Raw genomic sequence first — 18462 nt, forward strand, 5'->3', positions numbered from 1 at the left:
CTTGGGCACACCACGCCCGAAGGACGGCATTTCTGGCACGCCGCCACGTTGGCGTCGTAGGTTTCAGCGGATACGACGGTGCGGCAGCGAAGGGCGTGACTTTGAACGCGACCCGTACGGACGAACCTGGTACCTCGACGATCCCGCAGGACGTCACCGATCTGCTGCACATCCTCGACTCGCTGTGCAGCGGCAAATTCTCCGTCCGTCTGGAGCCGCGCGACGGGCCACTGGCTCAGGTCGTCGACCGGGTGAACACGCTGGCCGCGCTGAATGAACGGCGCACCCGCGAGTTGGTCCGGGCCAGCCGGGTCATCGGCCGTGAGGGCCGGATGACCGAGCGTCTCGACGAGGTCGGCGCCGAGGGCGACTGGGGCATCGGCGCCGAGGCCGTCAACTCGCTGATCGACGACCTGGTCCGGCCGACCACCGAGGTCGCCCGAGTCATCGCCGCCGTCGCCGAGGGCGACCTGTCGCAGCACATGGCCCTGGAGATCGCGGGCCAGCCGGTCAAGGGCGAGTTCCTCCGCATCGGCCAGACCGTGAACACGATGGTCGACCAGCTCTCCTCGTTCGCCGACGAGGTCACCCGGGTCGCCCGCGAGGTCGGCACCGAGGGAAAGCTCGGCGGCCAGGCGCAGGTGCGCGGGGTCTCCGGTGTGTGGCGGGACCTGACGGAGTCGGTGAACTCGATGGCGGGCAACCTGACCAGCCAGGTCCGGAACATCGCCCAGGTCACCACCGCCGTGGCCCAGGGCGACCTGTCGCAGAAGATCACCGTCGATGCCCAGGGCGAGATCCTCGAGCTGAAGTCGACCGTGAACACGATGGTCGACCAGCTCTCCTCGTTCGCCGACGAGGTCACCCGGGTCGCCCGCGAGGTCGGCACCGACGGTCGACTCGGTGGCCAGGCCCAGGTGAAGGGCGTTTCCGGAACCTGGCGCGACCTCACCGACTCGGTGAACTCCATGGCCGCCAACCTGACCGACCAGGTCCGGAACATCGCCCAGGTCGCCACCGCGGTGGCCCGCGGCGACCTGTCGCAGAAGATCACCGTCGACGCGAAGGGCGAGGTCGCCGCGCTCGCCCAGACGTTGAACACGATGGTCGATCAGCTCTCCTCCTTCGCCGACGAGGTCACCCGGGTCGCCCGCGAGGTCGGCACCGACGGCCGCCTGGGTGGCCAGGCCGACGTGGCCGGGGTCGCCGGTACCTGGAAGGACCTCACCGACTCGGTGAACTCCATGGCAGGCAACCTGACCAGCCAGGTCCGGAACATCGCCCTGATCGTCACCGCGGTGGCCCGGGGCGACCTGTCGCAGAAGATCACCGTCGACGCCGCCGGTGAGGTCGCGGCGCTGGCCGACACCATCAACAGCCTCACCGACACGCTGCAGCTGTTCGCCGAGCAGGTCACCACGGTGGCCCGCGAGGTCGGCACCGAAGGAAAGCTCGGCGGCCAGGCCGCGGTGCCCGGCGTGGCCGGTACCTGGAAGGACCTCACCGAGTCCGTCAACGGCATGGCGGCCAACCTGACCGCCCAGGTCCGCGACATCGCCGCGGTCACCACCGCGGTGGCGCAGGGCGACCTGTCGCAGAAGGTCTCCGTGGACGTCAAGGGCGAAACCCTCGAGCTGAAGTCCACCATCAACACGATGGTCGACCAGCTCTCCTCCTTCGCCGACGAGGTCACCCGAGTCGCCCGTGAGGTCGGCACCGAAGGAAAGCTCGGCGGCCAGGCCCAGGTGCGCGGCGTCTCCGGAACCTGGCGCGACCTGACCGACAACGTCAACTACATGGCCGCCAACCTCACCAGCCAAGTCCGAAACATCGCCCAGGTCACCACCGCCGTGGCCAAGGGCGACCTGTCGCAGAAGATCACCGTCGACGCCCAGGGCGAGACGCTGGAACTGAAATCGACGATCAACACGATGGTCGACCAGCTCTCCTCCTTCGCCGACGAGGTCACCCGGGTCGCCCGCGAGGTCGGCACCGAAGGAAAGCTCGGCGGCCAGGCCCAGGTGCGCGGCGTTTCCGGAACCTGGCGCGACCTCACCGACTCGGTGAACTTCATGGCCTCGAACTTGACCGGCCAGGTACGAAACATCGCCCTGGTGACCACGGCCGTGGCCCAGGGCGACCTGTCGCAGAAGATCACCGTCGACGCCCAGGGCGAGATCCTCGAGCTGAAGTCGACCGTGAACACGATGGTCGACCAACTGTCCGCCTTCGCGGCCGAGGTGACCCGTGTCGCCCGAGAGGTCGGCACCGACGGTCGACTCGGTGGTCAGGCCGAGGTGGCCGGGGTCTCCGGTACCTGGCGGCACCTGACGGAGAACGTCAACCAATTGGCCGGAAACCTGACTACGCAGGTGCGTGCCATCGCCGAGGTGTCCACCGCCGTGACCCGGGGCGACCTGACCCGCAGCATCACCGTCGAGGCGTCCGGTGAGGTGGCCGAGCTCAAGGACAACATCAACCAGATGATCGCGAACCTGCGGTCGACCACCGAGATCAACGCCCAGCAGGACTGGCTGAAGTCCAACCTCGCCCGCATCGGCAGCCGGCTGCAGGGCCAGCGCGACCTGCGCGAGGTGACCCAGATGATCATGAGCGAGGTGACCCCGGTCGTCGAGGCCGCGCACGGCGCGTTCTACCTGGTCGAGTACACCGGCGAGTTGCGTCATGAGCAGCCGGTGCTGCGATTCGCCGCCGGCTACGGGGTTCCGCGGGTCGAACGCCGGTTCGGGTTCGGCGAGGGCCTGGTCGGTCAGGCCGCGTTCGACAAGCGTGCGATCCGCGTCTCGTCGGTGCCGCCGGACTACCTGCCGGTGCAGGGCGGGCTGGGCCAGGCCCGGCCCTCCGAGGTGTGGGTGCTTCCGGTGCTGTTCGAGGAGCAGGTCCTCGGCGTGATCGAACTGGCCAGCTTCGGCGGGTTCGACGAGGTCCACACCGACTTCCTGATCCAGCTGGTGGAAACCCTCGGAGTCGTCCTCAACACGATCATCGCCAACGTGCGGACCGAGGAGCTGCTCTCCCAGTCCCAGCGCCTGACCCAGGAACTGCAGGTGCAGTCCGGTCAGCTGCAGCGCACCAACGCCGAGCTGGAGGCCAACGCCGAGCAGCTGGCCCTGGCCTCGCGCTACAAGTCCGAGTTCCTCGCGAACATGAGCCACGAGTTGCGGACGCCGCTGAACAGCCTGCTGATCCTGGCCAAGCTGCTGGTCGACAACCCGGACTCGACGTTGACCCAGAAGGAGATCGAGTTCGCGCAGACCATCCACAGCGCGGGTTCGGACCTGCTGGAGCTCATCAACGACATCCTCGACCTGTCCAAGATCGAGGCCGGGAAGATGGACCTGCACCTGGCCCCGGTCCAGCTGCGGACGCTGTCGTCATTCGCCGAGGCGACCTTCGGCGCCGTGGCGCGGCAGAAGGGGCTGGAACTGGTCGTCGACGCGGACCCGACCGGGCTGCCCGACTCGATCATCACCGACGAACTGCGGCTGCAGCAGGTGTTGCGCAATCTGCTGTCCAACGCGATCAAGTTCACCGACGCCGGAAAGGTCCACCTGTCGATCTCGCGGGCCCCGACCGACCTGGTGCACGCCAGCCCGACGTTGAACCACGCCGAGTGCGTCCTGGCCCTGCAGGTCACCGACACCGGCATCGGCGTCCCGCTGGACAAGTTGAAGTTGATCTTCGAGGCGTTCCAGCAGGGCGACGGCACCACCAGCCGCAAGTACGGCGGCACCGGCCTGGGCCTGACGATCTCCCGCGACCTGGCCCGACTGCTCGGCGGCGCGATCGACGTCACCAGCGAGGTCGGGTCGGGCAGCACGTTCACGCTCTACCTGCCGGCCCGGTTCCCGTTCGAGGCCGCCGACCGGGGCACGGTGCTGACGCCCACGATCTCGGCCCTGCCGCAGGTGCCGATGCTGACCCGGTCGATCGCGACGATCGGCTTCGAGGACGCGGACCCGTTGGACGGCGCCCGGGTGCTCGTCATCGACGACGACGTGCGCAACGTGTTCGCGTTGGCCAGTGCGCTGGAACGGCACGGGATGACCGTGCTCTACGCCGACAACGGCCGCGACGGCATCGAGGTGCTGCAGAGCCGAAACGTCGACCTGGTACTGATGGACGTGATGATGCCCGAACTGGACGGCAACGAGACGACGGCCGAGATCCGTCGCTCCAGCGACCACCAGGACCTGCCGATCGTCTTCCTCACCGCCAAGGCGATGCCCGGCGACCGGGAGAAGAGCCTGCTGGCCGGGGCCAGCGACTACATCACCAAGCCGGTCGACCTGGACCATTTGCTGTCGGTCATGCGGTCCTGGTTGGCCGGCCGGCCACAGGGAGTCTCGTGACGTCCGAGGGGTTTAGGCCGTGAACCCGTATGCCGGCCAGTCGACTTCGACGATCCTGATGGTCGACGACCGGCCGGAGAACCTGCTGGCGTTGGAGGCGATCCTCGCCGGGCTCGGCCACGAGTTGATCCGCGCTGGGTCCGGTGCCGAGGCCCTGAAATGCCTGCTGACCACGGATGTCGCGCTGATCCTGCTCGACGTCCAGATGCCTGGCATGGACGGCTACGAGACCGCGGCGCAGATCAAGGCCCGCGACCGGACCCGGCACATCCCGATCGTTTTCCTGACCGCGATCGACGGCGAGCCGAATCAGGCCTTCCGCGGCTACGCGGCCGGCGCGGTCGACTACCTGTGCAAACCGTTCGACCCGTGGGTGCTGCGGGCGAAGGTCTCGGTGTTCATCGAGCTGGGTGAACGCCGCCGCGAGCTGGCCGCCTACGCCGACCAGGTGCAGGCAGCCCGTGCGGTCTTCGAGAACCCCGAGGTGATCGCGTTGCGGGCCACGGCTCGCGAGGCCACCCGGGTCGCGCACAGCCTGGCCGAGGCCGCCGATGCTCCCGACGAGGTCCGACAGGCCACCAAGCATGCCGTGCACGTGGTCGAGCAACTGCTCGACTCGCTGCCGACCGGGCCGGCGTCGGGTTGACCGGCGCCACGCTGTCAGCTGAGCTCGCGCCCGCGGACCTGTCCCCGCGCCGGGCCCGCGAACTGGTGCGGGAGACCCTGACCGACGCCGGGTTGCCCCACCTGCTCGACGATGCCCTGCTGCTGGTCAGTGAGCTGGTGACCAACGCCGTCGTCCACGCCGGTACGCAGATCGCGCTGACCGCGGTCGTGAGCGGGACCGCGGTGACCGTCGAGGTGACAGACCACGGGACCGGCCGGGTGCAGGCCGGCTCGGCCTTCGACCCGAACCGCACCGGCGGTCGGGGCCTGATGCTGGTTGACGCGCTTGCCTCCGAGTGGGGCACGCGGTACGAGCGCGCTGCCAAGACCGTGTGGTTTCGACTGGGTGAGGCACCGGACCGGCATGGCCCGTCCGCGTTGCGAACCGACGGACCGGCGACGACCCCGCGCCGCGACATCGGGTTCCTGCTCGGCCCGCCGGATCTGGAGCAGCGCTGGAGCCCGCAGCTGGTGATCGAGGAGCTGCTCCGCCGCTGCGTCGAGGGCCTCGGCCGGACCGCCGGATGGGTGCTCCACGCCGACAGCGGCGATCCGCTGGGCGGGGTGGTGTGGAGTGTCCGGGCCGCCTACGACGACGGGCCGGGCCCCGACCCGGACTCGGTGCGTAGAGGCATCGTCCCGGCCGACGCGGCGGTTTGTGAACCGTTCCTCGGGCCGGATGGCGAACCGGCCGGGGCATTGGTGCTCGCCGGTCCGCCGGCCAGTTTCGACGATGCCGCATTGGCTCGGCTGGCAGCGACGCGCATCGGCTCCGTGTTGCGCGACGAGCGGGCCCGGGCCGGCGCGGAACGCTCCCGCGGATCGTTGGCGCTGCTGGTCGAGGCAGCCGAGCTGTTGGCCGGAGTGCTGGATCCGCGGTTGGCCGCGACCCTGGCGACCCGGCTGGTGACCCCGCGGTTGTCGCACTGGTCGGCCGTCTGGACGACGTTCGGGCCGAACCCGGAGCTGTCCGGGGTCGCCCACTGCGACGAGGAGGCCGTGGCCGAGCTGACCACCCGACTCGCGGACCGGGTCACCCGTCGGGCCGTCGCGGACCTGGCCGCCCGGTCCGCGACCCGCCGTTACGCCGAGGTCTCCGGCGGCGGCGTGGTCCCGTTCGGCGACGCGGGCCTCGGGGCGTTCGGTGAGGGCTGGTTGGTGGAGCTGCGCAGTCGCGGCCGGGTGATCGGGGTTGTGGCGGTCGGTGAATCCCCCGCCGCCCCGGACGCGGCTCTGCTGAGCAACCTGGCCCGGATCGTCGCGCTCGCGCTGGACAACGCCCGGCTCTACCACGAGCGGACCGAGATCGCGCTGACCCTGCAGGCCGCGCTGCTCCCGCTCGAGCTGCCGACCGCATCCGGCGTAGAGTTCGGCGCCCGGTTCGCCGCCGGGGGTCAGGGACTCGAGGTCGGCGGGGACTTCTACGACGTCTTCGAAGTAGGCGAGCGCTCCTGGGGCGTCGCGGTCGGCGACGTGTGCGGCAAGGGCGCGGGACCGGCGTCGATCACCGGCGTCGCCCGTGAGGTGCTGCGGATCATGGTGCGCGACGGCATCGACCCGTCCGCGGCATTGACCCGGCTGCACCGGTCGCTGCTGGCCATGGGCGAGCGGCGCAAGATCTGCACTGTCGCGCTGGGGCTGATCTGGCTGGACGGGGACGGGCTGCGGGTGCGGATGTCGCTGTCCGGCCACCCCCCGCCACTGATCCTGCGCGCAGACGGCAGCACCTCCATGCTCGACTACGGCGGCACAGTGCTCGGGGCCACCAGCTGGGTCGCCCCGCCGGAGGAGGACATCCGCCTGGCTGCGGGCGATGCGCTGGTGCTCTACACCGACGGCGTCACCGAGCGCGTCGGGCCGACCGGCCAGTTCGGCGAGGCGGGGCTGGCCGCGGCGCTGGAGGCAGCGGCGGGCAGCACCGCGGACGAACTGGCGGCGGCAGCGCACAGTGCCTCGGCCGCCCACGGGCCCGGATCGGGCGCCGACGACTCGGCGGTTCTCGTGGTCCGGGCAGCGCCGGTGGCGAGGCAGTAGCGACACACCGTCCCCCCAATGCGCCACCGGCGGGAAAACGGGCGAGGATGTGGGTCTGCGAGCTCGACCACGGCGACAGGCGGAACATTGGCCATGACCAGCGAGGTGCCTGCAGGGTCGACGACCCCGCGACCCGCCGTGCCGGGGATCCCCCCGGTCGGGATCAGTTCTGGTCCCGACGGCGAGATCGTGGTCGTGGGACCCGTCGACCTGAGCACGTCACGGGCGTTGCGCGCGGCTATGGAGAAGTCCGTGGCGGCGGGCGGGCGGCTGGTGGTGGACCTGCGGGACGTGCAATTGCTGCAGAGCCCCGGCGTGGCGGCGCTGTTCGACGCGGCCGAGCACGGGCTTTGGCTGAGGGTGCGATCGGCCTCGGCGGTCGCCTCGGTGATCCGGATCTGCGGCTTGGACCGGGTGGCCGAGGTGGAGCTGTCCGACTGAGTGGAGTTCGGCGCGCGGAGCCCTCGGACGCCGAAATCCGCTCAGAACGGGACGGCGCCGTTGCCTTGCGAAGCCGCGGCCGCGGCCGGCGCAGGGGTGGCCTGGGTCTGCTGGCTCGTGGACTGGGTCTGGTTGCCGGCGAATCCGCCGCCGCCGCCGGAGGCGCCGCCGCCCGCACCACCGCCGGAAATTCCGCCGATGCCTTCGATGCCACCCAGGCTCCCGCCGGGCCCGACAGTCGCGGTCGGATCGGTCCCGCCGGCCCCGCCGTCGACGACGTCCGTCGCCCGACCGCCGACGACGCCGCCGTGGCCTGATGCCGTAGTCGGAACCGGCGCGGCGCCACCCCCGCCGCCCCCACCGCCGCCACCCGGCTTCGGACCGGTGCTCTGCGTGTGGTTCGAGGAGAACCCGGCCAGGTCACCGAGCGAGACGGCGTTGCCGGCCACGAGCACGACGCCCACGACCACCAGGCCCGCCACTGCCCCGACGATGCGTCGATCCGGACTTGCCATGACACGAACATCCTTCGTTTCCGGTGGTCCGTGGATTCGGGCCTTCCCGGAGGGGATTCCCGAATTGGCGGGCGGGTAAGCCACCGAGCGCGAAATTGTTTGCCGCACCGGGTCCCGTGTGCGGGGCCCGCCCGCACGATTCACCCGTCCGGTGGTCTGGTTGCATGGCCCGACGGCCGAGCAACGACCAACAGGGGGTACGGATGCCCACCCGCAGCGCGCGCACCGAATGGACCGGCAGCCTCGAGCAGGGCGGCGGCAAGGTCGAACTGTCCAGTTCCGGCATCGGCACCTACGACGTCTCGTTCCCGAAGCGGGCCGCCGACGACGCCGGTGGCACCACGAGCCCCGAGGAGCTCATCGCGGCGGCGCATTCCGCCTGCTACGCGATGGCGTTGTCCGCCCTGATCGGCCAGGCCGGCGCCACCACACAGGCCCTCGAGGTCCGAGCCGATGTGTCACTCGGCCCCGACCCGGCCGGCGGCTTCCGACTGACCGGCATCAAGATCACCGTGCGCGGCGAGGTCGACGGCCTCGACGCCGCCGGCTTCGCGGAGGTCGCCGAGCAGGCCAAGGCGGGCTGTCCGGTCAGCAAGGCGCTGACCGGCGTCGAGATCACCCTGGACGCGGCCCTGGACAGCTAGCGGGGATGAAAGCCCCGACCTCGCGCCGCTGACGTTTGCCACGGGCGCTTAGGCTCGAGGACGGAGGCGGGATGCGAGTCGTCGGTTGGAGTGCCGGGCTGCTCATGCTGAGCCTGCTCGGCGCCTGTGGCAGCTCGAGCGGCGCGGCGGTCGACGCGGCTGGGGTGCCCTCCGCGGCACCGAACTCGACCGCGTTGCCCGCAGCCCAACTGCTCACCGGCACGCCCACTGTCACGCCCGAGCCAGGCGGCACCTCGGCGCTGCTGGTCGCGCACACCTCGAAGAACGCGGACTGCCGCGTGTACTACGGACGCACCCCGGCCGCCACCGACGGTTGGGCGACCGACGCCTCCATGGGGTCCGACGGCCACACCACCCACCAGGCTGAGATGCTCGGCCTGCAGCCCGCGACCACTTACTACTACCGCTTCGTCGGCACCGCCGACGGGCAGCAGTACGCCGGTGCCGGCGGCACGTTCCGCACCGCTGCCGCGCCGAGTCTGCCGGCCGGGAAGAACCTGGCGCTGGGCGCGAAGGTCACCGCGGTCAGCTCGGAGTACAGCGCCAAGTACGCAGGCGCGAACGCCATCGACGGCAATCCGGCCACCGAGTGGTCGAGCGCCGGCGACGGCGACCACGCCTCGATCACCATCGACCTCGGGCGTGTCTCGAACGTGACTGGGATCGGCTTTCGCACCCGGCAGATGAGCGACGGGACCTCGATCGTCACCGCGATCGAGGTCGTCGTCGACGGCCACCGCTACGGCCCGTTCAAGACCACTCCCGGCCTGTCCATGATCCCGCTGCACACCCGCGGTCGAGTCGTCCGCATCGCGGTGGTGCACAGCACCGGCGGCAACCCCGGGGTGCAGGACATCGCGATCTACGGGAACTGACGTTGCGTCAGTTGTCCGGTTCGACGCTCGGCGCACGTCCCCGTGATGCTGGTTTGTCCGACACCGGCCCCGGGCAGGTGACCGGTACCGATTCGTGAGCCGCACTCGGACGCGTTGTGGCGCGCCGTTGGGACGTGAAGCCGTGCGCACCTTCCCCATCGTCTGTCCCAGGACCGCGGCCCGGCGAGTTCGCCGTCCGCGGTCGGCCAGACGGTCGGCGTGCGCATCGATCGCTCTGGGACTCTGCGTCGGCACCGCGCCGACCGTGGCCCACGCGGCCACGCCCGCGCCACCGGCGATCACCGAGTATCTGCTGCCCCAGCGCAACAGCGCACCGGACGCGATCGCGGTGGGACCGCATGGGGTGCTGTGGTTCACCGAGCAGATCGCCGACCGGATCGGCCGCGTCGACCCGGCGACCCGCGACGTCATCGACTACCCGTTGCCCACGCCCGCGGCCGGGCCGATGTCGATCACCACCGGGTCCGACGGTGGGGTGTGGTTCGCCGAGTTCACCGCCGACAAGATCGGCCGCATCGACCCGCGCAGCGGCCGGATCACCGAGATCGCATTGCCCGGCCCGCACGACAAACCCACCCGGATCATGAGCGGTCCGGACGGAGCCCTCTGGTTCACCCAGCCGATCCGGAACAGCATCGGCCGGCTCGACCCGCGAACCCACGCCATCACTTCCCACCCGTTGCCCAGCGCCGGGGCCACCCCGATGGAGATCGTCACCGGACCCGACGGCGCCGTGTGGTTCACCGAGCAGACCGGCAACCGCCTCGGTCGCGTCGACACCCGAACCGGACGGATCACCGAGTACCGCATGCCCGCGGCCTCGCTCGACCCGTACGCGCTCACAGTCGGCCCCGACAAGGCGCTGTGGTTCACCGACTACCTCGGCGACGCGGTGTGGCGCTTCGAACCGCGCACCGGAGCCACCGCCCGCGTGGCGCTGCCGGAGCCGAAGAGCTACCCGGCCTCGATCCGCACCGGGCCCGACAACGCGCTGTGGATCACCGAGTTCGGCCTCGACCGACTGGCCCGGCTCGACCCGACCACGCACCGGGTGACCGAGCAGGCCACCCCGACCCGGCTGTCGGCCCCTGAGGGACTCGCGGTGGGCGACGATCACGCGCTTTGGTTCACCGAGTTCATCGGCAACCGCATCGGGCGCTTCCGCCCGCAGGCGTTCACCCCGGCCGCCCCATAGAGGAAACCCGGAACCACACCAGGCCCACCAACGCCTACCGCCGCCGGTGGCCTTCCGGCGGCGGGTTCAGGGCTTTGCAACAGATGCCCGCAAAGCGCCGTTCACGAGACCGATGGCAGCGGCCCGTGGCGACCCCGAGAGTTTCGGGCAACCGTGAGCTACCCGCCACCGGCGGCGACAAACGTGCCGGATCACGAATTTTCGGTGACCTACAGGCACGCCGCGCAACTACCCGCCCGAGGCAGGATGGGGGCATGCGAATGAACTGCGCAGACTGCGAGTGCGTCGTGGACCGCGGAGTGCGGCTGGTCGCCTGCTCGGACGACTGCTGTTGCTCGGACCTGCCGATGGCGGCAGACCCGGACGCCTGAGTCCGGCCGAACCGGGGTGAACGCGACAAAAATTCGGATATTCCACGCGAGTCGCGTGGGGCCCGATCAGTGCTCCCCGCGTTCGTGCCGGGTCAGGCGCCGCGGGTGAGGCTCTTGCTGACGTGCACGGCGATCGCGACAACCAGCCCCGCAACGAGCCCGAACCACACGATGTGGGCGACGAAGGTGAGCCCGCCGAACAGGATCGCCACCAGGAGCGCAACGATCAACAGCATCTGTCAGACCTCCTTCACGGATTTCACGGATGCCGACGCCGGGTACGCCGGACCGCTACTCCCCCGAGGCCTGCCCACCGCGCACGCAGCCGAAGCATAAGAATCCGCTCAGCCAGGCGTCACCGGCGAGCCGCCGGTCGTCCACCTGACGCGAGTAGGTGTGTCCTACGGCGATTGCGGGCGGATCGCCCGTAATGGAGTGAGAATTGCGTGTCGTGGGAAGTCTCGCGTGGGAGGTACCGGAATGAGCGCCGAGATGACGTCGACACACCCGGCTCGGCCGACGCTGTCCGCCTTCCTGCGTCCCGCCTTGCTGCGTCCTGCCTTGCTGCGTCCTGCCTTGCTGCGTCCTGCCTTCCTGCGTCGCCTACGACCGGCCCAACCGCGGCACGACGACCGCCTGCGCGTCGGCCGCCAGGTCACCCGGCCGCGAACCTCGTTGATCGCCCTGATCAACGGCGGCCGCGGGCCGGCCTGACCCGTCAGCCCGGCTCGCCCCGGTCAGCCGCCAGGGCCGCCAGCGCACCCAGTCCGGCGCGCAGCCCGGCCAGTTCCTGGGCGGTGATGCGCTTGGTCAGTTCCTCGTCGACCTCGGCGATGGCGTCGGCGATCGCCAGCCCGGCGGCGTGCCCGCGCCCCGTCAGGCGGGTCTCGATGCACATCGGGTCGTCCGGCGCCGCGACGCGCTCCAGGTAGCCCCGGACGACCAGCACATCGAGCAGTTCGTAGCCGGCGGTCCGGGTGACGCCGAGGCCGCCGAGCATCGCGCCGGCCGAGGCCCCGCGGTTGGCCATCCCGCCGAGGACGAATGCGCCGTTGCGCGGCATGTCCTCGCACCCGCAGGCGGCCAATCTGGCGCGGATCACCCGCCCGTAGGAGCCACGGGCAGCACGCAGCAGGGCCGGGATGACAATCTCGTCGTCGGGCACCGCAGCATGCTAGCGCCGCGCCGGCCGGTAAGTCCCGAACGCCCACTGCCGACCGGTAGGCCCGTTTCGCCCGACCGGTGCGCAATCTGACTGATCGTCAGACTCGTTCCACCCCTGTGGGGGACATCGGCCTCACTCATTCGGTCGACGGGGGATCCCGCGCACGCCGGCGGCGTCGTCCCATCGTCCCAGGCACCCGCGCGGCGCGGGCGCGTTGCCGTGGCACAGGGGGCGAATCGGTTGGCCGCACGGACCGTCTTCGTCACGGCGTCGGTGTTCCTGGCCGCCACCCTCGGCGTGACCGCCACCAACGATCAGCCTGCCTGGGGTCACCTCGCGAGCGGCAACCCCAAGCCGGTCGCGCACCAGCAGGCCGGACCCGCCCTCGGCGGGCACGCCGCGCATCGCATCCAGATCATCGCCCACCGCGGCGGGGAGACCGCTACCCCGGAGTCGACGCTGCCGGCGTTCGCGAACTCGATCGCGGCCGGTGTCGACGGGATCGTCTTCGACATCCGGCTGACCCGGGACGGTGTCCCGGTCGTCCTGCACGACGACACTCTGAACCGGACCACCGACTGCCGCGGCCCGGTCGAGGACCAGACCGCGGCGAAGGTCCGCCGGTGCAACGCCGCGGCGCACTTCCCTCGCTTCGGCTTCCAGCACGTCCCGACGTTCGACGAGGCACTGAAGTTCATCACGGCCAAGTCCCGGACCATGCCGCTGCTGGTGCACGCGAAGGAGCTGCGCAACCGGGACGACGCCCAGGTGATCATGGCAGTCATGCGCCGTTACGGCCTGGCCGACAACTCGCGCGCCACGATGATCGCCGACAACGACTCGATCCTGTACCGGCTGCGCGCCGCCGGCGCCCGGCGGCTGGGCCTGGTCTTCCACGACTCCGACAAGGCCGAGGCACTGAACGGCCCGTGGAAGGTGCTGTACGGCTGGGACGTCCATCTGACCCGTGCCGATGTCGAGACCGCGGCCAAGCGCGGGAAGCTGCTGATCGGCTCGCAGGACCATCCGCAGTCGTTGGAGGAACTGCTCGCCCTCGATGTGCCGGCGATCGCCGCCGACGACATCGCCCGGACGCTGGATCGGCTGGGCCGAGGCCCCAGCCCGGCTGCCGGTGCCGTGACGTTCAGCTCGCCGCCTGCCGGCGGGCCGCAATCGGGGTGACCGGCGCGCGGACCTGACGCCGCCTCAGGGGCGCCAACCGCGTTCGAACGGCAACCGCCACGCGTGCGGCGCTATCAGTTGGTGGATCGCGTTCGGACCCCACGACCCGGGCGGGTACGGCCGCACCGGCGGCGGGTCTCTCAGCAGCGGCGCCGAGGCCGCCCACACCCGCTCGATGCCTTCGGCGGTGTTGAACAGGGTTCGGTCGCCGCACATCGCGTCGTGGATCAGCCGCTCGTAGGCCTCCAGGACGTCCTCGGCCATGCGGGTGTCGTCCATCGCGAACTGCATGCTCAGCTTCTCCAGGCGCATGCCGCGACCCGGGCGCTTGCCGTAGAAGGACAACGAGAGCTTCGCGTGGTCGGCCAGGTCGAAGGTCAGGTGGTCCGGCCCGTGCGCCCCCACGCCGGACCCGGACGGGAACATCGACCGCGGCGGCTCCCGGAACGCGATCGAGATGATGCGCGCCCCCTCGGCCATCCGTTTGCCGGTACGCAGGTAGAACGGCACCCCGGCCCAGCGCCAGTTGTCGATCTCCGCCCGCAACGCGATGAACGTCTCGGTCTCGGAGTCCGCAGCGACCCCCGGTTCACCGCGGTAACCGATGTACTGCCCGCGGACCACGTTCTCCGTGGTGATCGGTTTGAGCGAACGGAAGACTTTATTCTTCTCCTCGGCGATCGCCTCGGGTTCCAAAGCCGCCGGCGGCTCCATCGCCATGAACGCCAGCACTTGGAACAGGTGCGTGACCACCATGTCGCGGTAGGCGCCGCAGCCCTCGTAGAAGCCGGCCCGGCCGCCGCAGTCGAGCGTCTCCGGGACGTCGATCTGCACGTGGTCGATGTGGTTGCGGTTCCAGATCGGCTCGAACAGTCCGTTGGCGAACCGGAACGCCAGGATGTTCTGAGCCGCCTCCTTGCCGAGGAAGTGGTCGATCCGGAAGACCTGCTCCTCGGTGAAGATCTCGTGCAGCGTGGCGTTCAGCCGGCGGGCGCTGTCCACGTCGGTGCCGAAGGGCTTCTCCAGGATGATCCGCGCCCGTTCGACGAGCTTCGCGTCGGCCAGCGAGCGGATGACGCCCGGAGCCGCGCTGGGCGGGATCGACAGGTAGTGCAGCCGTTCGACCAGTCCCCCGAGTTCGTCCTCGGCCCGCCCGACGCAGGCGCCCAGCCCCTCGGGCCCGGCCGAGGTCGGCACGTAGCTCAGCCGCTCCGCGAAGGCCTCCCACGCCGAGTCGAGCACCTTGTGCGTGGAGAACTGCCTGCACGCCTCGTGAGCGAACGCGCGGAAGCTGGCGTCGTCCAACTCGTCCAGCGAGGTGCCCACCACCCGGCAGTCCGGGACGAGTCCGGAGGCCGACAGCCGGAGCAGGCCGGGCAGCAACTTGCGCCGGGCCAGGTCACCGGTCGCGCCGAACAGCACCACGACCTGCGGGTGCGGCAGGTCGTACCACCGATGCGTCGGGTGTTCCTCGAACGTCATGTGCTCGGCCAACGCGGTCGCCTTCCGCCGGAGGTGCGAACTGGCCGGAACCTAGCCGGACGAGGTTTCCGTAGGGTGTCCAGAAGTCGTCCGACGGGTTCCGGCAAGAGGGTCCTCGACGTCCAGACTAGAGGTGAGGTCCGATGAAGTTGGCCGGCAGCGTCGTCGCGGAGCTGGCCGTGGCGCCCGGCGAGCTCGCCCGGCTGGACCACCGTCGCACCGACCGAACCGCAGCCGACTGGCTCGACCTACCGACTGGCGGGACCCCGAAGCAGGCCGCGACAGCGGCCCTGACCAGCTTCGGCCAGCGCCTGCGGGAGCTGCAGGAGCTGCTGGCCGCCGAGTCCCGACAAGCGCTGCTGCTGGTGTTCCAGGGCCTGGACGCGGCGGGAAAGGACGGCACGATCAGCCACGTCCTGGCCGGCGTCAATCCGCAGGGCGTGGGGGTGAGCTCGTTCAAGCAACCCTCGGCCGAGGAGCTGAGCCACGACTTCCTGTGGCGCAGCGTGCGGGCGCTGCCACAGCGCGGCCGGATCGAGGTCTTCAACCGGTCGTACTACGAGGACGTCCTGGTGGTCCGCGTGCATCCGGACCTGCTCGAGTCGGCCGGTTCGCGGAACGGGTCGAAGTTGTGGGCCTCCCGGTTCGAGGCCATCAACGCATTCGAGCGGCACCTGAGTCACAGCGGTACGACGGTGACGAAATTCTTCCTGCACGTGTCGAAGGCCGAGCAGCGTCGGCGGCTGCTGGAGCGCTTGAACGACCCGAGCAAACATTGGAAGTTCTCTGCCGCGGACCTCGCCGAGCGAGAGTACTTCGACGCTTACCGGCACGCCTACGGTGAGGCGCTGAGCGCCACCTCGAGCGAGCATGCCCCCTGGTACGTGATCCCGGCAGACGACAAGCCGCTCATGCGGGCCCTGGTCGCCGGGGTCATCGTGCACACCCTGCAGGGGATGCACCCGGCGATCCCCGAGCCGGACTCCGCGCACCGGGCCGCGCTGGAGGCCGCCCGGGCCCGGTTGCTGGCCGAACCGGACGCCTGAGCCACCCGGCTCGAGCCTGCGATGTTTCCGGGGGTTTTCGAAAATGCGTCCCGCATGTCACCGGATCTCTCGCACCCGGCATTCGCGGTCCAGTGAGAATCCTTTGCATGCAGCAAAACTGATTTTCCGTCAGATTTTCGGGCCGCGCCGCGTGAGTGTAACGAAACAGAGCGTTCTCCGGCGTGCGTATCTGCTTACCGCCGAGTAACGCCCGGGTCACCGCGTCGCTTCATCCGACAAGTCGGATACCTCCATGGGGCATCGAGAGGCCCGCTGCCCGCACGCGTTACTTCGCACGAGGCTCAGAAGGAGTTCATACAGATGCGTATCCGCACCCGTGCCACCACTCGCGCGCTGCCGGCAATCCTGGTCGCCGCAGCCCTAGGGCTGGTGGCGGCTCCCGTCGCCCGCGCGACGGTCGCCCCTGCGCACTCCCCACACCAGGCCGCTCCGGCCGTGGCCACCTCCACGCTGGCCCCCGCAACGGACACGATCGTCAAGCACGCGTTCTCCCCGGCCACCATGACCGTCCCGGTCGGCACCGTCGTCACCTGGACCAACGAGGACGACGCTCCGCACACCGTGACCACCACCAAGGCCCCGGTCGCTTTCGACTCCGGCGCATTCGCCAAGGGCAAGGCGTTCTCCTACACATTCGCCAAGCCCGGCACCTACGAGTACTACTGCGCCGTCCACCCGGACATGAAGGCCGTCGTCACGGTGGTTCCGGCCGCTCCCGCGGCCCCGGCCACGAAGGCCACCGCCAAGCCCACCAAGATGCCCAAGGCCGAGATCACGACCGCCACCCCGACCCCGCCGGACAAGAAGCCGGGCACCACCGAGGGTGGCAACTCCTCGAGCACCCCGAAAGACAACATGGGCTCGATGAGTGCGCCGAGCCAACCGGACAACGGCACTGCCACCACGCCGGCGAGCAGCGACGACGGTTGGACACCGGCGACCGACCCGGTCAGCGGCGCCTCGGACCCGTTCATGAAGCACCTGCAGGCCGCGCACTTCAACCGCTCGGGAGCCGGCCAGGTGCACGACATCGCGGACTTCGACACCTGGATGCTCAGCCACGAGTACCTGTTCCGGCAGATGCTCGACTACGAGGTCGGGCGCCAGTCCACGCTGGGCCAGGCCCCTGGGGTCGGCACGTTCCTGCAGCACATGGACGTCGCGCACTGGAACCGGTCGCCGGCCGGTCAGGCCAAGGACATCGCCGACCTCGACACCTGGCTGAAATCGCACGAGGCGCTGTTCCGGATGATGTTCGACCCGGCCGTCGGCAAGGGCAGCCCGGCGTACTCCGGCCCGGTCACCGGCCCGTTCATGCAGCACATGGACGCCGCGCACTGGAGCCGCTCGCCGGGCCAGCAGCTCGAGGACATCGGCGACTTCCAGAACTGGGCGGCCGCGCACGCGGCGCTGCTTCAGGCAATGCTCGCCTCGGGCAGCGGGTCGGGCGCCAGCGCCATGCCGGCCGGGCCTATGCACTGACGAACGGCCGCATTTAGAACGTGCCCTGCATCCCGAACGGGCCGCCGCGTCGAGAGACGTGGCGGCCCGTTTCGTTTTCGGCGTCGTATCACGGTCGAATTGATATCCAGCGCCTGGCTCAGTAATCGTAACAGGCACCTCGACGGACCTGCGCCGGAATAACGGCGGTAGGGGTGCAACGGATCTGCTCCGGTTGGGGCGGGGCGGATGTGTCTCAGGGGGCAAGATTTTAGCCACCTGTCTCGGTGCGGGGCCCTTACCGCACAGCCACATCGGGCGCCTTCGGTCGGGCGGGAGAACACCGCCCGACGCCGATCAGCGTACGTGGCTGTGCGGTCCCGCACCGAGACAGGACACCGGCCAAAATCTTGGTTCGGCGCCCCGCTTTCGTGCGGATTCGTTTTCCGGTTCGCCGGTTTTTGTCGGTGTCCTGGATTAATATTGGGTCATGGATAACGCGGTGCTCGGGTCGGTCTCGGAATTCGAGACAGCTCTGACCGTTGCGCGGAAATACCTCGAGAATGATTTGTGGTCCTGCAGTGGTGGGCAGGTCGTCGAACTGTTGCGGGACTGGCATCAGGTTCGGGCCCAGATCGAGTCGGTCGAACTCTGCTTGGTGCGTGAGGTGATCGAGCGTGGGGTCCCGGCCGAGGCCGCCACCGTGGTGAAACTGGCCGAGGCACTGGGGTCGAAGCTGGCCGACACCGGTGCGGCCTTGGCCGAGGGGCTGATCTGTCGGGACCGGGCCAAGGCCATCGTCGAGGTGGTGTCGGGGCTGCCGAACGTAGCTTCGGTGGAGCAGCAGGTCGAGGTCGAGGAGATCCTGCTCGAGCACGCCGCCCAGCTCAACGCCACGCAGATCCGCAAACTGACCAAGGTCCTGGAGCACTACCTCGACCCCGACGGCGTGCAACCCCGCGAGGAGACC

General features: G+C 69.9%; 16 protein-coding genes. 12 read left to right on the forward strand and 4 right to left on the reverse strand.

The window, feature by feature from the left end; genetic code table 11:
• Positions 1-95: 95 nt before the first annotated feature.
• From VHU88_06765 to VHU88_06780, 4 genes are all read left to right on the forward strand, one after another.
• The gene (locus VHU88_06765; protein ID HEX3611372.1) at positions 96-4373 is read left to right on the forward strand and encodes a HAMP domain-containing protein; all 4278 of its coding nucleotides are present in this window, start codon (positions 96-98) and stop codon (positions 4371-4373) included.
• A 19-nt stretch (positions 4374-4392) separates the two neighbouring features.
• On the forward strand, positions 4393-5019 hold the full coding sequence (locus VHU88_06770) for a response regulator (protein ID HEX3611373.1): 627 nt from the start codon (positions 4393-4395) through the stop codon (positions 5017-5019).
• A complete protein-coding gene (locus VHU88_06775; GenBank protein ID HEX3611374.1) occupies positions 5016-7073 on the forward strand; it encodes an ATP-binding SpoIIE family protein phosphatase in 2058 nt (685 codons plus the stop codon). Before VHU88_06770 ends, VHU88_06775 begins: the two co-directional genes overlap by 4 nt.
• 93 nt (positions 7074-7166) lie before the next feature.
• On the forward strand, positions 7167-7514 hold the full coding sequence (locus VHU88_06780; GenBank protein ID HEX3611375.1) for an STAS domain-containing protein: 348 nt from the start codon (positions 7167-7169) through the stop codon (positions 7512-7514).
• 41 nt (positions 7515-7555) lie between these two features.
• Here VHU88_06780 and VHU88_06785 read toward each other — a convergent pair whose 3' ends face one another.
• A complete protein-coding gene (locus VHU88_06785; GenBank protein ID HEX3611376.1) occupies positions 7556-8029 on the reverse strand; it encodes a hypothetical protein in 474 nt (157 codons plus the stop codon).
• 203 nt (positions 8030-8232) lie between these two features.
• Between VHU88_06785 and VHU88_06790 the strand changes: the two genes are divergently transcribed.
• The 3 genes from VHU88_06790 (at position 8233) to VHU88_06800 (ending at position 10785) form a co-directional block, all read left to right on the forward strand.
• Entirely contained in the window at positions 8233-8673 is a 441-nt protein-coding gene (locus VHU88_06790) for an OsmC family peroxiredoxin (GenBank protein HEX3611377.1), read from the forward strand.
• A gap of 71 nt (positions 8674-8744) precedes the next feature.
• Positions 8745-9569: a discoidin domain-containing protein gene (locus VHU88_06795; protein HEX3611378.1), complete on the forward strand. Its 825-nt coding sequence runs from the start codon at positions 8745-8747 to the stop codon at positions 9567-9569.
• 265 nt (positions 9570-9834) lie between these two features.
• Positions 9835-10785, forward strand: coding sequence for a hypothetical protein (locus tag VHU88_06800; GenBank protein HEX3611379.1), 951 nt, complete (start codon positions 9835-9837; stop codon positions 10783-10785).
• A 463-nt stretch (positions 10786-11248) separates the two neighbouring features.
• Here the strand turns inward: VHU88_06800 and VHU88_06805 are convergent, their stop codons facing one another.
• On the reverse strand, positions 11249-11392 hold the full coding sequence (locus tag VHU88_06805; GenBank protein ID HEX3611380.1) for a hypothetical protein: 144 nt from the start codon (positions 11390-11392) through the stop codon (positions 11249-11251).
• A 256-nt stretch (positions 11393-11648) separates the two neighbouring features.
• Between VHU88_06805 and VHU88_06810 the strand changes: the two genes are divergently transcribed.
• Positions 11649-11870: a hypothetical protein gene (locus tag VHU88_06810; GenBank protein HEX3611381.1), complete on the forward strand. Its 222-nt coding sequence runs from the start codon at positions 11649-11651 to the stop codon at positions 11868-11870.
• A gap of 4 nt (positions 11871-11874) precedes the next feature.
• Here the strand turns inward: VHU88_06810 and VHU88_06815 are convergent, their stop codons facing one another.
• A complete protein-coding gene (locus VHU88_06815) occupies positions 11875-12321 on the reverse strand; it encodes a MarR family winged helix-turn-helix transcriptional regulator (GenBank protein ID HEX3611382.1) in 447 nt (148 codons plus the stop codon).
• Positions 12322-12561: 240 nt separating this feature from the next.
• On the opposite strand from VHU88_06815, the gene VHU88_06820 reads away from it, so the two are divergent.
• Positions 12562-13503, forward strand: coding sequence for a glycerophosphodiester phosphodiesterase family protein (locus VHU88_06820; GenBank protein ID HEX3611383.1), 942 nt, complete (start codon positions 12562-12564; stop codon positions 13501-13503).
• 24 nt (positions 13504-13527) lie between these two features.
• On the opposite strand, the gene zwf is transcribed toward VHU88_06820, so the two are convergent.
• Positions 13528-14997: a glucose-6-phosphate dehydrogenase gene (gene zwf / locus VHU88_06825; GenBank protein ID HEX3611384.1), complete on the reverse strand. Its 1470-nt coding sequence runs from the start codon at positions 14995-14997 to the stop codon at positions 13528-13530.
• A gap of 131 nt (positions 14998-15128) precedes the next feature.
• Here zwf and VHU88_06830 point away from each other — a divergent pair, with 131 nt between their 5' ends.
• The 3 genes from VHU88_06830 to VHU88_06840 all read left to right on the forward strand — a co-directional run.
• Positions 15129-16031, forward strand: a complete 903-nt coding sequence (locus VHU88_06830; GenBank protein ID HEX3611385.1) for a PPK2 family polyphosphate kinase — start codon at positions 15129-15131, stop codon at positions 16029-16031.
• Positions 16032-16352: 321 nt separating this feature from the next.
• Entirely contained in the window at positions 16353-17534 is a 1182-nt protein-coding gene (locus VHU88_06835) for a plastocyanin/azurin family copper-binding protein (GenBank protein ID HEX3611386.1), read from the forward strand.
• Between the two features lie 448 nt (positions 17535-17982).
• The coding region (locus tag VHU88_06840; protein HEX3611387.1) for a DUF222 domain-containing protein at positions 17983-18462 on the forward strand (480 nt) is incomplete at its 3' end.

The sequence above is a fragment of the Sporichthyaceae bacterium genome (assembly GCA_036269075.1).
In the GTDB taxonomy this organism is placed as follows: Bacteria; Actinomycetota; Actinomycetes; order Sporichthyales; family Sporichthyaceae; genus DASQPJ01.